This window comes from Pseudomonas aeruginosa (assembly GCF_001457615.1).
Taxonomy (GTDB): Bacteria; Pseudomonadota; Gammaproteobacteria; order Pseudomonadales; family Pseudomonadaceae; genus Pseudomonas; species Pseudomonas aeruginosa.
In genome coordinates, this window is record NZ_LN831024.1 from 4,640,318 (window position 1) to 4,654,061 (window position 13,744).

Consider the following 13,744-nt stretch of genomic DNA (forward strand, 5'->3'; position numbering starts at 1 on the left):
GGCGTCCCGGGTGGAAACAGGGCCTTGCATCGTCGCTACCTCGTCTGGCTGGCACGGCGACGCCGCGCTCGCGGGTGGCGAGGCGGTCGTCGATTCGGAAGGTTTGCGACTGTATCTCAATTACGTTCGCATTTGTACTTGCTCCGGACGACCGCCAGGTCGCGTCGCGCCAGGGATTGCCGGGGTCCGACGAGTGCGGGTCGTATCCCGTCGCATTCGTCCGCCGCGCCATACGTCCATCTCCGCTCTGCGCAAGCGCGCCGAGCTTGGTAATATCGGCTGTTTGCGGTTTCGGCTGGTCTCGCCGAAGGACATACCGGATGACTTCACCCTCCGCCCCAGACACCCAGCTCAGCCTGGCCATCGACCCGGCCCGGCCGTATGCGCGGCTGACCCTCGGCAGCCACGTGCACAGCGGCTACGACCTGCGCAGCGGACGCATGCAGAGCATTTCCCGGCACCGTGCGGCGCTGGCCTTCATCTATGCCGGCGAGGCGGTTTCCGGGCGTCCCGGCAGCGAGCCACGGGAGGCCCAGCGGCGTATCGAACGGCGTCCGGCGCACGAGCAGGAATACCGCGAGACCCTGCGCCGCCTCGGCTTCAAGCCGGCGACCCGGCGCAGCGACGCGCTCGAGGAAAGCGCCGGCGAGATGTTCGAACTGCCCGGCGACAACGCCTGGCTGCACTTCATGCAGGACGACCTGCCGCGCCTGCGCCAGCAGGGCTGGTTCATCGACATCCGCGCCGACTTCGCCTACGACCTGACGCCCATCGACGCCTGGTACGCCGAGGTCGAGGAAGCCGACGACCGCCAGTGGTTCGAGCTGGAACTGGGCATCCAGGTCGCCGGCCAGCGGGTCAGCCTGCTGCCGGCGCTGACCGAGCTGATCCGCCGCAGCCCGGCCCTGCTCGATCCGCGCGCCCTCGCCCGGCACGCCGACGAAGAGCAACTGGTGCTGCGCCTGGAACTCAACCCGCCGCTGCGCGTGGCGCTGCCCTTCGGCCGCCTGAAGCCGGTGCTGGCGGCGCTTTCCGACTTCTACCTGGGCGACCCCGAACCGCAGCGCAAGCTGCGCCTGGGCGCACCGGACGCGGCGCGCCTGGCCGATCTCGACGAGTTGCCGCTGGCCTGGGAAGGCGGCGACAACCTGCGCGACTTCGCCCGCCGCCTACGCAGTTTCCAGGCTCGTCCGGCGACCCCGCCGCAAGGCCTGCGCGCCGAACTGCGGCCCTACCAGCTCGAAGGCCTGAGCTGGATGCAGACCCTGCGCGAACTCGACAGCGGCGGCGTGCTGGCCGACGACATGGGGCTGGGCAAGACCTTGCAGTCGCTGGCCCACGTGCTCCTGGAAAAGCAGGCCGGGCGGCTCGACACGCCGGCGCTGGTGGTGATGCCCACCAGCCTGATCCCCAACTGGCTGGACGAGGCCGAGCGCTTCGCCCCCGATCTGCGCGTGCTGGCCCTGCACGGCGCCGGCCGGCGCCGCGACTTCGCCCGCATCGACGAGCACGACCTGGTGCTGACCACCTATGCCCTGCTGCCACGCGACGCCGCCGAGCTGGGCAAGCGGCGGTTCCACCTGCTGATCCTCGACGAGGCGCAGAACATCAAGAACGCCACCACCAAGGCCGCCGTCGCCGCCCGCGAGCTGGCGGCACGGCATCGCCTGTGCCTGACCGGCACGCCGCTGGAGAACCACCTCGGCGAACTCTGGTCGCTGTTCCATTTCCTGATGCCCGGCTGGCTCGGCGACGCCCGCCAGTTCGCCCAGGACTACCGCACGCCGATCGAGAAGCACGGCGACGAGGCACGCCTCAGTCACCTGGCCGCGCGCCTGCGGCCGTTCCTGCTGCGACGGACCAAGGAACAGGTGGCCTCGGAACTGCCGCCGAAGAGCGAGTTCACCCAGTTCGTCGAACTCAGCGAGGCGCAACGCGAACTCTACGAGACCGTGCGCCTGGCGCTGGACCGCAAGGTCCGCGAGGAGATCGCCCGGCGCGGCCTGGCGCGCAGCCGCATCGTGATCCTCGAGGCGCTGCTCAAGCTGCGCCAGGTCTGCTGCGACACGCGCCTGCTGCAACGCCAGGAAGACGGCGCGCGCAGCGGCCGGGCGCTCAGCTCGGGCAAGCTGGCCTACCTGCTCGACATGCTCGACGAACTGATCGCCGAGGGTCGCCGGGTCCTGCTGTTCTCGCAGTTCACCTCGATGCTCGCGCTGATCGAGGACGCCCTGCGCCAGCGCGGCGTCGACTACGTCCTGCTGACCGGCGAGACCCGCGACCGCCGCGCCCCGGTACAGCGCTTCCAGAGCGGCAAGGTGCCGGTGTTCCTGATCAGCTTGAAGGCAGGCGGGGTCGGCCTCAACCTGACCGCGGCGGACACCGTGATCCACTACGATCCCTGGTGGAACCCGGCGGTGGAGAACCAGGCCAGCGACCGCGCCTACCGCATCGGCCAGGACAAGCCGGTGTTCGTCTACCGGCTGATCGCCCGCGGCACGGTGGAAGAGAAGATCCAGCACCTGCAGCAGGAAAAGGCCGCCCTCGCCGACGGCCTGTTCAGCGAAGGCAACGGCGACGGCTGGAAGCTCGACGAGGCCGATATCGACGCGCTGTTCGCGCCCTTGCCCAAGGCGCTCTGAGGGCCGCCCGGATTCAGCGCGCGACGCCGCGGTAGACGTAGGTCATCGGCCGCGGCCCGGGCAGGTAGCCCTGTTCCAGCTCGTCGATGCGAAAGCCGGCCTCGCGCAGCAAGGCCGGCATGTCGCGGTCCAGGTGGCAACCGCCGGCCAGCGGTTTCCACCAGGGCGTCAGGCGCCGTTGCCAGGCCAGCACCGAGGCGTCCGGCGCGCGCCCATGCTCGCAGAACAGCAATTCGCCGCCACGCTTCAGCACCCGACGCATCTCGCCCAGCGCCGGCAGCGGCGCGGCGATGGAGCAAAGGGTGAAAGTGCAGACGATGGTGTCGAAGCTTTCCGCCTCGGCGCGGATCTCGCCAAGCTCGAGGGCGACCATTTCCACCGGGATGCCGATTTGCGCCGCGCGCTCGCGGGCCAGCGCCTGCATTTGCGCGGCCGGGTCGACGCCGACGATCGCCGACACCTTCGCCGCGTCGTAGAAGCCCAGGTTGAGCCCGGTGCCCAGACCGATCTCCAGCACCCGCCCATGGGCGCGCGGCACCAGCAGCGAACGCTGCTTCATCACGTCGCCCATGCCGCAGGCGAAGTCGATCAGGCGCGGCAACACGTAACGGTCATAGATGCCCACGAAACTCTCTCCTGGCACAGCGGCTGGAGGGGAAAGCATAGACCAGCGATGCATTAGACGATTGTCGACAATCAAGCGACGAATGATTGACCCCACGCAATCCAGGCGGTAGCTTTCGCAAATATTGTCGACACATCGACCCGAACAGCCAGTACCATGACCCAGAACCCGCCCCCTCTCGAGATTGCCCATGACGACGGAGAGACCTTGTCGGAACACGTCTTCCGCAAGATCCAGAGCGCCATCGTCAGCGGCGAGATCGCGCCGGGCAGCAAGATCTCCGAGCCGGAGCTGGCGCGCACCTACGGCATCAGCCGCGGCCCGCTGCGCGAGGCGATCCACCGCCTGGAAGGCCTGCGCCTGCTGGTGCGGGTGCCGCATGTCGGGGCGCGGGTGGTGTCGCTGAGCCACGCCGAGCTGATCGAGCTCTACGAGATCCGCGAGTCCCTGGAAGGCATGGCCTGCCGACTGGCCGCCGAGCGCATGAGCCAGGCCGAGATCGACGAGTTGCGCCGGGTGCTCGACACCCACGAGCGCGACGAGGCGTTCCAGGCCGGGCGCGGCTATTACCAGCAGGAAGGCGACTACGACTTCCACTACCGGATCATCCAGGGCAGCGGCAACGCCACTCTCACCCGCATGCTCTGCGGCGAGCTCTACCAACTGGTGCGGATGTACCGCATCCAGTACTCGACCACGCCGAACCGGCCGCGCCAGGCCTTCGCCGAACACCACCGCATTCTCGACGCCATCGCCGACCGTGACGGCGAACTGGCCGAGCTGCTGATGCGCCGCCACATCAGTGCGTCGCGCCGCAATATCGAGCGCCAGCTGGAACCCCAGCCGGCGAAGCTCGCCTCCGCTTCCTCCACCGTCTAAGAGGTCCGTGATGAGCCAGACGTCCCTTACCCCCGGCCAGCGCTTCCGCGAAGCCGTGGCCACCGAACACCCGCTGCAGGTGGTCGGCACCATCAACGCCAACCACGCCCTGCTGGCCAAGCGCGCCGGCTTCAAGGCCATCTACCTGTCCGGCGGCGGCGTCGCCGCCGGTTCCCTGGGCCTGCCGGACCTGGGTATCAGCGGCCTCGACGACGTGCTCACCGACGTGCGCCGGATCACCGACGTCTGCGACCTGCCGCTGCTGGTGGACGTCGACACCGGCTTCGGCTCCTCGGCGTTCAACGTCGCCCGCACGGTGAAGTCGATGATCAAGTTCGGCGCCGCCGCGATGCATATCGAGGACCAGGTCGGCGCCAAGCGCTGCGGCCATAGGCCGAACAAGGAGATCGTCTCGCAGCAGGAGATGGTCGACCGCATCAAGGCCGCCGTCGATGCCCGCAGCGACGACTCCTTCGTGATCATGGCGCGCACCGACGCGCTGGCCGTGGAAGGCCTGCAGGCCGCCATCGACCGCGCCTGCGCCTGTGTCGAGGCCGGTGCCGACATGATCTTCCCGGAAGCCATGACCGAACTGGCCATGTACAAGGAATTCGCCGCCGCGGTGAAGGTGCCGGTGCTGGCCAACATCACCGAGTTCGGCGCCACCCCGCTGTTCACCACCGACGAACTGGCCTCCGCCGACGTGTCCCTGGTGCTCTACCCGCTGTCGGCCTTCCGCGCCATGAACAAGGCGGCGGAGAACGTCTACACCGCGATCCGTCGCGACGGCACCCAGAAGAATGTGATCGATACCATGCAGACCCGCATGGAGCTGTACGATCGCATCGATTACCACAGCTTCGAGCAGAAGCTCGACGCGCTCTTCGCGCAGAAGAAGAACGCCTGAACATCAAGCCCGGCGTGCGCCTGAGCGCCGGTCCGCAAACCCCGTGAAACCGAGTTGCAGCATCCAGAAAAAGTTCAAGAAAGGAGAGAGCAATGGCTGAAGCAAAAGTACTGAGTGGCGCCGGCCTGCGTGGCCAGGTGGCCGGTCAGACAGCCCTGTCCACCGTCGGCCAGGAAGGCGCCGGCCTGACCTACCGTGGCTACGACGTCCGCGACCTGGCGGCGGCGGCGATCTTCGAGGAAGTCGCCTACCTGCTGCTCTACGGCGAACTGCCGAACAAGCAACAGCTCGACGCCTACCTGAAGAAGCTCCAGGGCCAGCGCGACCTGCCGCAGGCGCTGAAGGAAGTTCTCGAACGGATTCCCAAGGACGCCCACCCGATGGACGTGATGCGCACTGGCGCCTCGGTCCTCGGCACCCTGGAACCGGAGCTGAGCTTCGACCAGCAGCGCGACGTCGCCGACCGCCTGCTCGCCGCCTTCCCGGCGATCATGACCTACTGGTACCGCTTCACCCACGAAGGCCAGCGCATCGACTGCAACAGCGACGAGCCGACCATCGGCGGGCACTTCCTCGCCCTGCTCCACGGCAAGAAGCCCAGCGAGCTGCACGTGAAGGTGATGAACGTCTCGCTGATCCTCTACGCCGAGCATGAGTTCAACGCATCCACCTTCACCGCGCGGGTTTGCGCCTCGACCCTGTCCGACCTGTACTCCTGCGTCACCGGCGCCATCGGCTCGCTGCGCGGCCCGCTGCACGGCGGCGCCAACGAGGCGGCGATGGAACTGATCGAACGCTTCTCTTCGCCGCAGGAAGCCACCGCCGAGCTGCTGAAGATGCTCGAGCGCAAGGACAAGATCATGGGCTTCGGGCATGCCATCTACAAGGATTCCGACCCACGCAACGAAGTGATCAAGGGTTGGTCGAAGCAGCTCGCCGACGAGGTCGGCGACAAGGTTCTGTTCGCGGTTTCCGAGGCCATCGACAAGACCATGTGGGAGCAGAAGAAGCTGTTCCCCAACGCCGACTTCTACCACGCCTCGGCGTATCACTTCATGGGCATCCCGACCAAGCTGTTCACGCCGATCTTCGTCTGCTCGCGGACCAGCGGCTGGACCGCCCACGTCTTCGAACAGCGCGCCAACAACCGCATCATCCGCCCGAGCGCCGAGTACACCGGCGTCGAGCAGCGTGCGTTCGTGCCGCTGGAGCAACGCTGATCCATGCCGTCCGGCGCGCCGAACGCGAGCGCGCCGGACGGTTGCCGCACCCAGAATTCGAAAGGCCGGCGTGGGCTGCGCCGCGGCGCGAGCGACACGCTTCCGAACACCCCGTGATTGAGTCCGAGCCATGAACAGCGCACACCGCAAACCGCTCCCCGGCACCCGCCTGGACTACTTCGACGCCCGCGAGGCGGTCGAGGCGATCCAGCCCGGCGCCTACGCCAAGCTGCCCTATACCTCCCGCGTGCTCGCCGAGAACCTGGTGCGCCGCTGCGACCCGGCGACCCTGGAGGCTTCGCTGCGCCAACTGGTCGAGCGCAAGCGCGACCTCGACTTCCCCTGGTACCCGGCGCGGGTGGTCTGCCATGACATCCTCGGGCAGACCGCTCTGGTCGACCTCGCCGGCCTGCGCGACGCCATCGCCGACAAGGGCGGCGACCCGGCCCAGGTCAACCCGGTGGTGCCGGTGCAACTGATCGTCGACCACTCGCTGGCGGTGGAATGCGGCGGCTACGACCCCGAGGCCTTCGCCAAGAACCGCGCCATCGAGGACCGCCGCAACGAGGACCGCTTCCACTTCATCGACTGGACCAAGCAGGCCTTCCGCAACGTCGACGTGATCCCGCCGGGCAACGGCATCATGCACCAGATCAACCTGGAGAAAATGTCGCCGGTGATCCAGGCGCGCGACGGCGTGGCCTTCCCCGATACCTGCGTGGGCACCGACAGCCATACCCCGCACGTCGACGCCCTGGGCGTGATCGCCATCGGCGTCGGCGGCCTGGAAGCGGAGAACGTGATGCTCGGCCGCGCCTCCTGGATGCGCCTGCCGGACATCGTCGGCGTCGAGCTGAGCGGCCGTCGCCAGCCGGGCATCACCGCCACCGACGTGGTGCTGGCCCTGACCGAGTTCCTGCGCAAGCAGAAGGTGGTCGGCGCCTACCTGGAGTTCTACGGCGAAGGCGCCTCCAGCCTGACCCTCGGCGACCGCGCGACCATCTCCAACATGGCTCCGGAATACGGCGCCACTGCGGCGATGTTCGCCATCGACCAGCAGACCATCGACTACCTGCGCCTCACCGGCCGCGACGACGAGCAGGTCGCCCTGGTGGAGGCCTATGCGCGCACCGCCGGACTCTGGGCCGACAGCCTGGTCGACGCCGAGTACGAGCGGGTACTGAAGTTCGACCTGTCCAGCGTGGTGCGCAACATGGCCGGCCCGTCCAATCCGCACGCCAGGGTCGCCACCAGCGAACTGGCGGCGAAAGGCATCGCCGGCAACCTCGAGCGGGCCCGCGCCGAGGAAGCCGAGGGCCTGATGCCGGACGGCGCGGTGATCATCGCCGCGATCACCAGTTGCACCAACACCAGCAACCCGCGCAACGTGATCGCCGCCGGCCTGCTGGCGCGCAACGCCGACCGCCTCGGCCTGGTCCGCAAGCCATGGGTGAAGACCTCGCTGGCACCCGGCTCCAAGGTGGTCACCGAATACCTGCGCGAAGCCGGCCTGCTGCCGCACCTGGAAGCCCTCGGCTTCGGCGTGGTGGCCTACGCCTGCACGTCTTGCAACGGCATGTCCGGCGCCCTCGACCCGGCGATCCAGCAGGAGATCGTCGAGCGCGACCTGTACGCCACCGCGGTGCTCTCCGGCAACCGCAACTTCGACGGGCGCATCCACCCCTACGCCAAGCAGGCCTTCCTCGCCTCGCCGCCGCTGGTGGTGGCCTACGCCATCGCCGGGACCATCCGCTTCGACATCGAGCGCGACGTGCTCGGCGTGGTGGACGGCAAGGAGATCCGCCTGAAGGACCTCTGGCCGAGCGACGAGGAGATCGACGCGGTGGTCAGGGCGGCGGTGAAGCCCGAGCAGTTCCGCCAGGTCTACATCCCGATGTTCGACATCACCCACGGCGAGCGCGAGAAGGTCGACCCGCTCTACGCCTGGCGCCCGACGAGCACCTACATCCGCCGCCCGCCGTACTGGGAAGGCGCCCTCGCCGGCGAACGCACCCTGCGCGGCATGCGCCCGCTGGCGGTGCTGCCGGACAACATCACCACCGACCACCTGTCGCCGTCCAACGCGATCCTCGCCGACAGCGCGGCAGGCGAATACCTGGCGAAAATGGGCCTGCCCGAGGAGGACTTCAACTCCTACGCCACCCACCGCGGCGACCACCTCACCGCGCAACGCGCGACCTTCGCCAACCCGAAGCTGTTCAACGAGATGGTGCGCAACGCCGACGGCAGCGTGAAGCAGGGTTCGCTGGCGCGGGTCGAGCCGGAAGGCAAGGTGATGCGCATGTGGGAAGCCATCGAGACCTACATGGAGCGCAAGCAGCCGCTGATCATCGTCGCCGGCGCCGACTACGGGCAGGGTTCTTCGCGCGACTGGGCGGCCAAGGGCGTGCGCCTGGCCGGGGTGGAGGCGATCGTCGCCGAGGGCTTCGAGCGCATCCACCGCACCAACCTGATCGGCATGGGCGTGCTGCCGCTGGAGTTCAAGCCGGGTACCACCCGCCTGACCCTGGGGATCGACGGCAGCGAGACCTTCGACGTGCTCGGCGCTCGCCGGCCGCGCGCCGACCTGACCCTGGTCATCCACCGGCGCGACGGGGAGCGGCTCGAAGTGCCGGTGACCTGCCGCCTGGACAGCGACGAGGAAGTCTCCATCTACGAAGCCGGCGGCGTACTGCAACGCTTCGCCCAGGACTTCCTGGAGGCGGCCGGCGCCTGATGGCGCCGGCGAAACACCCTGGTAGGACGGACGACGCGTAGCGTCATCCGCCGACGACCGGCAGCGGCTGTCGAACGCAGCCGCTGCCCCTGAATTCGATTGCCGAGGACGACGACGCATGGCCCACCCACCCCAGATCCGCATCCCCGCCACCTACCTGCGCGGCGGCACCAGCAAGGGCGTGTTCTTCCGCCTGGAAGACCTGCCGGAATCCTGCCGGGTCCCCGGCGAGGCGCGCGACCGGCTGTTCATGCGGGTGATCGGCAGTCCCGACCCCTATGCCGCGCACATCGACGGGATGGGCGGCGCCACCTCCAGCACCAGCAAGTGCGTGATCCTCTCGAAGAGCAGCCAGCCGGGCCATGACGTCGACTACCTCTACGGCCAGGTCTCCATCGACAAGCCCTTCGTCGACTGGAGCGGCAACTGCGGCAACCTCTCCACCGGGGCCGGCGCCTTCGCCCTGCACGCCGGGCTGGTGGATCCGGCGCGGATACCGGAAGACGGCATCTGCGAGGTGCGCATCTGGCAGGCCAATATCGGCAAGACCATCATCGCCCACGTGCCGGTGAGCGGCGGCCAAGTCCAGGAAACCGGCGACTTCGAGCTGGACGGAGTGACCTTCCCGGCGGCCGAGATCGTGCTGGAGTTCCTCGACCCGTCCGACGACGGCGAGGACGGCGGCGCCATGTTCCCCACCGGCAACCTGGTGGACGATCTGGAGGTGCCGGGGGTCGGTACCTTCAAGGCGACCATGATCAACGCCGGGATTCCCACGGTGTTCGTCAATGCCGAGGAGATCGGCTACCGCGGCACCGAGCTGCGCGAAGAGATCAACGGCGACCCGCAGCAACTGGCGCGCTTCGAACGGATCCGCGTCGCCGGCGCCCTGCGCATGGGCCTGATCAAGACCCCCGAGGAAGCCGCGACCCGCCAGCACACGCCGAAGATCGCCTTCGTCGCCCCGCCCCGCGACTACCGCACCGCCAGCGGCAAGCTGGTGGCGGCCGGCGATATCGACCTGCTGGTCCGCGCGCTGTCCATGGGCAAGCTGCACCACGCGATGATGGGTACCGCGGCGGTGGCCATCGGCACCGCCGCAGCCATTCCCGGCACCCTGGTGAACCTCGCCGCCGGCGGCGGCGAACGCAGCGCGGTACGCTTCGGCCATCCCTCCGGCACCCTGCGAGTGGGCGCCGAGGCCAGCCAGGCGAACGGCGAATGGACGGTGACCAAGGCGATCATGAGCCGCAGCGCGCGAATCCTCATGGAAGGCTGGGTGCGCGTACCCGGCGACGCCTTCTGAACCGACCTATCCTTGCCCCGGCCTTCCGCCACCGCGAAAGGCCGGGGCGTCTTGCAGCCACGACAAGAAAAACCATCCCCGAACCAGCCTGACCCGAGAGGAAACCCACCACTTACGAACCACTGGAGTACGCGATGAGTGCCAACGTCGATCTCAACCAACGTCCCGACTACGACGCCGTCCTGCAGGACATCGCCGACTACGTGCTGGACTACCGCATCGATTCCACGGAGGCCCTGGACACCGCCCGCAACTGCCTGATGGATACCCTCGGCTGCGGCCTGCTGGCGCTGCGCTTCCCGGAATGCACCAAGCACCTCGGCCCGCTGGTCGAGGGCACCCTGGTCCCGCACGGCGCGCGGGTGCCGGGCACCTCCTTCCGGCTCGACCCGGTCAAGGCCGCCTGGGACATCGGCTGCATCGTCCGCTGGCTGGACTACAACGACACCTGGCTGGCCGCCGAGTGGGGCCATCCCTCGGACAACCTCGGCGGCATCCTCGCCGTCGCCGACCACCTCTCGCAGAAACGCCTGGCCAACGGCGAAGCGCCGCTGAGCATGCGCCAGGTACTGGAAGCGATGATCATGGCCCACGAGATCCAGGGCGTGATCGCCCTGGAGAACTCGTTCAATCGCGTCGGCCTCGACCATGTGCTGCTGGTCAAGGTCGCGTCCACCGCCGTCTGCGCCAAGCTGATGGGGGCCGACCGCGAGCAACTGCTGGCCGCCCTCTCCCACGCCTTCGTCGACGGCCAGGCCCTGCGCACCTACCGTCACGCACCGAACGCCGGCTCGCGCAAGTCCTGGGCCGCTGGCGACGCGACGAGCCGCGGCGTGCGCCTGGCGGACATCGCCTTGCGCGGCGAGATGGGCATCCCCGGCGTGCTCAGCGCGCCGCAATGGGGTTTCTACGATGTCCTGTTCAGCCACACCAGCAAGGACCTGGCGACCAAGCCCGAGGACAAGCGGCGCTTCAGCTTCCCCCAGGGCTACGGCAGCTACGTGATGGAAAACGTGCTGTTCAAGATCAGCTTCCCCGCCGAATTCCACGCGCAGACCGCCGCCGAGGCCGCCGTGCGCCTGCATCCGCTGGTGAAGGACCGCCTGCAACGGATCAGCCGCATCGTCATCACCACCCACGAGTCGGCGATCCGCATCATTTCCAAGGTCGGCCCGCTGGCCAACCCCGCAGACCGCGACCATTGCCTGCAGTACATGACCGCCGTGCCGCTGATCTTCGGCGACCTGGTGGCCGAGCACTACGAGGACGCCTTCCACGCCGCCCACCCGCTGATCGACCGCTTGCGCGAGAAAATGGAGATCGTCGAGGAGCCGCGCTACAGCCGTGAATACCTGGAGGCGGACAAGCGCTCCATCGCCAACGCCGTGGAAGTGTTCTTCGACGACGGCAGCAGCACCGGCCAGGTCGCCGTGGAGTACCCGCTCGGCCATCGCCGCCGGCGCGCCGAAGGCATTCCGCTGCTGCAGGAGAAGTTCAAGGCCAACCTAGCCACACGCTTCCCGCCGCAGCGCTGCCAGAGGATCTTCGACCTGTGCAGCCACCAGGCATCGCTGGAAGCCACGCCGGTGAACCGCTTCATGGACCTCCTGGCGATCTGAGCGCGCCCGCCTGGAAGGCGCTGGGCGGCTGGCCGAGGACCCGGCGGAACATGGTCGAGAAGGCTGCCGGGCTCTGGTAGCCGCAGTCCAGGGCGATGGCGGTGACCGTTTCGCCGCCGGCCAGCCGCGCCAGTGCCTGCACCACGCAGGCGCGTTGCTTCCAGGCACCGAAGCTGAGGCCGGTGTAGCGACGGAAGGTGCGGTTGAAACTGCGCAGGCTGGTATGCAGCAACCCGGCCCAGCGTTCGGCGCTGGCGCGGATGTCGGGCTCGACGAGGAACGCCTCGCAGAGCGCCAGCCAGCGCGGCTCGGGCGGCAAGGGCACGTGCAGCGGCAGCGTCTCGGCCGCCGCCAGCTCATGGAGCAACAGCGTCGCCAACGCGCCGTCGCGACCTTCGGTGTCGTATTCCAGGGGCATGTCCACCGCCGCCAGCAACAGTTGCCGCAGCAGCGGCGACACCGCCAGCACCTGGCAGTGCGCCGGCATCGCCATGGCGCTGCCGGGCTCGATGTACAGGCTGCGGGTGCTCACCCCGAGCATTCGCACCTCGTGCTCGACGCCCGGCGGAATCCACACTGCGCGCTGTGGCGGCACCACCCAGCCGGCGTCGCCGGTACGCACCTGCATCACCCCGCTGGCACCGTACAGCAGTTGCGCGCGACGATGCCGATGGCGCGGCAGCAGGTAGCCGTCGGGATAGTCGGTACCCATGGCCACCACGGCCCGGGGCGTGGCGTCGTACTGCTCGATGGAAGCGTTGCGCATGGTCGAAGCACCTGGCCGAAACGCGAATAGTATTGGCCAACCTCGCGAAGCGGGCCAGCCCCGGGACGCCTAAGCTGGCCTTCCGCTCTCGCTCCGGAAACCCGCCATGTTCTATCTCCTGCTCTTTCTCTGCGGCTGCCTCACCGGGGTCAGCGCCGTGTTGTTCGGCTTTGGCGGCGGCTTCGTGGTGGTGCCGCTGCTCTATCACCTGCTGCAACTCGGTCGCGCCGCCGACGACCCGCTGGCCCAGGCGGCCATGCAGGTCGCGGTGGCCACCTCGACCTGCGTGATGATCGTCAACGCCGCCCTCGCCACCTATCGCCACCGGCGCGCCGGCAGCCTGCTGCGCGCCTATGTCTGGCCGCTGGGCGCGTACATCGGTGTCGGCGCGGTGCTTGGCGCGGCGCTGGTCGGCCTGGCCAGCGGCGACTTCATTCGCCTGGCCTTCGTCGCCTACCTCGCCATCACCATCCTCGACTGCCTGTTGCGTCGCGGCTTCCTCAGCCGCGCCGAGGAGCGCCAGGCGCGGCCGCTGGGCGTCGGCGAGACGCGCCTGGGCGGAACGCTGATCGGTGCGATCGCCACCTTCCTCGGCGTCGGAGGCAGCGTGATGACCGTACCACTGCTGCGCCGCTGCGGGCTGAGCATGACCCAGGCGACCTCCATGGCCAACCCGCTGAGCCTGCCGGTGGCTCTTGGCGGCACCCTTACCTACCTGGTCCTGGCCGGCTACCAGGAGCAAGGCCTGGGCCGAGGCTTCGTCGGCTACATCGACCTGCTGGCCTTCGCCACCCTGGCCGGCGGCGGCTGGCTCGGCATCCGCCTGGCGACCCCGCTGATCGGGCGGATTCCCGATGCGCTGCATGCACGGGTGTACGTCGGCCTGCTGGCGGCGGTGATGCTGAGCATGCTGGCGGGCTGATGCCCCAGCCTGGGTAGGGCGAATAACGCCAACGGCGTTATTCGCCGGATGCACCGGACCGGATATCGGCGCAACGAAAAAAGGGCCTCGTCCGAGGCCCCTTTTCTTTTCCGGCGCTACA

Annotated in this window: 10 protein-coding genes; 8 read left to right on the top strand and 2 right to left on the bottom strand. The window is 68.5% G+C overall.

Translation table 11 applies throughout. The features are described 5' to 3' along the window. The first annotated feature begins 650 nt into the window (after nucleotides 1–650). Nucleotides 651–2,642 carry a DEAD/DEAH box helicase gene (locus AT700_RS21345; RefSeq protein ID WP_003118645.1) on the top strand — a complete coding sequence of 664 codons (1,992 nt, stop codon included), beginning with the start codon at nucleotides 651–653 and terminating at the stop codon, nucleotides 2,640–2,642. A 13-nt stretch (nucleotides 2,643–2,655) separates the two neighbouring features. Here the strand turns inward: AT700_RS21345 and AT700_RS21350 are convergent, their stop codons facing one another. Beyond that, complete coding sequence (locus AT700_RS21350) at nucleotides 2,656–3,306, bottom strand: class I SAM-dependent methyltransferase (protein WP_003118644.1); 651 nt, start codon at nucleotides 3,304–3,306, stop codon at nucleotides 2,656–2,658. A gap of 117 nt (nucleotides 3,307–3,423) precedes the next feature. Here AT700_RS21350 and AT700_RS21355 point away from each other — a divergent pair, with 117 nt between their 5' ends. From AT700_RS21355 to prpD, 6 genes are all read left to right on the top strand, one after another. Then, on the top strand, nucleotides 3,424–4,146 hold the full coding sequence (locus AT700_RS21355) for a GntR family transcriptional regulator (RefSeq protein ID WP_003085635.1): 723 nt from the start codon (nucleotides 3,424–3,426) through the stop codon (nucleotides 4,144–4,146). 10 nt (nucleotides 4,147–4,156) lie between these two features. Next, nucleotides 4,157–5,053 (top strand): methylisocitrate lyase, encoded by an 897-nt coding sequence (gene prpB, locus AT700_RS21360; protein WP_003103044.1) that lies wholly within the window; start codon nucleotides 4,157–4,159, stop codon nucleotides 5,051–5,053. 92 nt (nucleotides 5,054–5,145) lie between these two features. Continuing rightward, nucleotides 5,146–6,273 (top strand): 2-methylcitrate synthase, encoded by a 1,128-nt coding sequence (gene prpC / locus AT700_RS21365; RefSeq protein WP_003103050.1) that lies wholly within the window; start codon nucleotides 5,146–5,148, stop codon nucleotides 6,271–6,273. A gap of 130 nt (nucleotides 6,274–6,403) precedes the next feature. Next, nucleotides 6,404–9,010 (top strand): Fe/S-dependent 2-methylisocitrate dehydratase AcnD, encoded by a 2,607-nt coding sequence (gene acnD, locus AT700_RS21370; protein ID WP_003085627.1) that lies wholly within the window; start codon nucleotides 6,404–6,406, stop codon nucleotides 9,008–9,010. 118 nt (nucleotides 9,011–9,128) lie between these two features. Further along, complete coding sequence (gene prpF / locus AT700_RS21375) at nucleotides 9,129–10,316, top strand: 2-methylaconitate cis-trans isomerase PrpF (protein WP_003103056.1); 1,188 nt, start codon at nucleotides 9,129–9,131, stop codon at nucleotides 10,314–10,316. 134 nt (nucleotides 10,317–10,450) lie between these two features. Beyond that, the gene (prpD, locus tag AT700_RS21380; protein ID WP_003103059.1) at nucleotides 10,451–11,935 is read left to right on the top strand and encodes a 2-methylcitrate dehydratase; all 1,485 of its coding nucleotides are present in this window, start codon (nucleotides 10,451–10,453) and stop codon (nucleotides 11,933–11,935) included. On the opposite strand, the gene AT700_RS21385 is transcribed toward prpD, so the two are convergent. Then, entirely contained in the window at nucleotides 11,913–12,701 is a 789-nt protein-coding gene (locus AT700_RS21385; protein ID WP_003103062.1) for an AraC family transcriptional regulator, read from the bottom strand. The two genes, prpD and AT700_RS21385, sit on opposite strands and share 23 nt — an antisense overlap. A 106-nt stretch (nucleotides 12,702–12,807) precedes the next feature. Here AT700_RS21385 and AT700_RS21390 point away from each other — a divergent pair, with 106 nt between their 5' ends. Next, entirely contained in the window at nucleotides 12,808–13,623 is an 816-nt protein-coding gene (locus AT700_RS21390) for a sulfite exporter TauE/SafE family protein (protein ID WP_003085615.1), read from the top strand. The last annotated feature ends 121 nt before the right edge of the window (nucleotides 13,624–13,744 follow it).

Excerpts from the sequence above, each read along its gene's own strand:
- AT700_RS21350 (WP_003118644.1), bottom strand. The coding sequence starts at position 3,306 with ATGCTTTCCCCTCCAGCCGCTGTGCCAGGAGAGAGTTTCGTGGGCATC.
- prpF (WP_003103056.1), top strand. The coding sequence starts at position 9,129 with ATGGCCCACCCACCCCAGATCCGCATCCCCGCCACCTACCTGCGCGGC.
- AT700_RS21355 (WP_003085635.1), top strand. The coding sequence starts at position 3,424 with ATGACCCAGAACCCGCCCCCTCTCGAGATTGCCCATGACGACGGAGAG.
- AT700_RS21385 (WP_003103062.1), bottom strand. The coding sequence starts at position 12,701 with ATGCGCAACGCTTCCATCGAGCAGTACGACGCCACGCCCCGGGCCGTG.
- acnD (WP_003085627.1), top strand. The coding sequence starts at position 6,404 with ATGAACAGCGCACACCGCAAACCGCTCCCCGGCACCCGCCTGGACTAC.
- AT700_RS21345 (WP_003118645.1), top strand. The coding sequence starts at position 651 with ATGTTCGAACTGCCCGGCGACAACGCCTGGCTGCACTTCATGCAGGAC.
- prpB (WP_003103044.1), top strand. The coding sequence starts at position 4,157 with ATGAGCCAGACGTCCCTTACCCCCGGCCAGCGCTTCCGCGAAGCCGTG.
- AT700_RS21390 (WP_003085615.1), top strand. The coding sequence starts at position 12,808 with ATGTTCTATCTCCTGCTCTTTCTCTGCGGCTGCCTCACCGGGGTCAGC.
- prpC (WP_003103050.1), top strand. The coding sequence starts at position 5,146 with ATGGCTGAAGCAAAAGTACTGAGTGGCGCCGGCCTGCGTGGCCAGGTG.
- prpD (WP_003103059.1), top strand. The coding sequence starts at position 10,451 with ATGAGTGCCAACGTCGATCTCAACCAACGTCCCGACTACGACGCCGTC.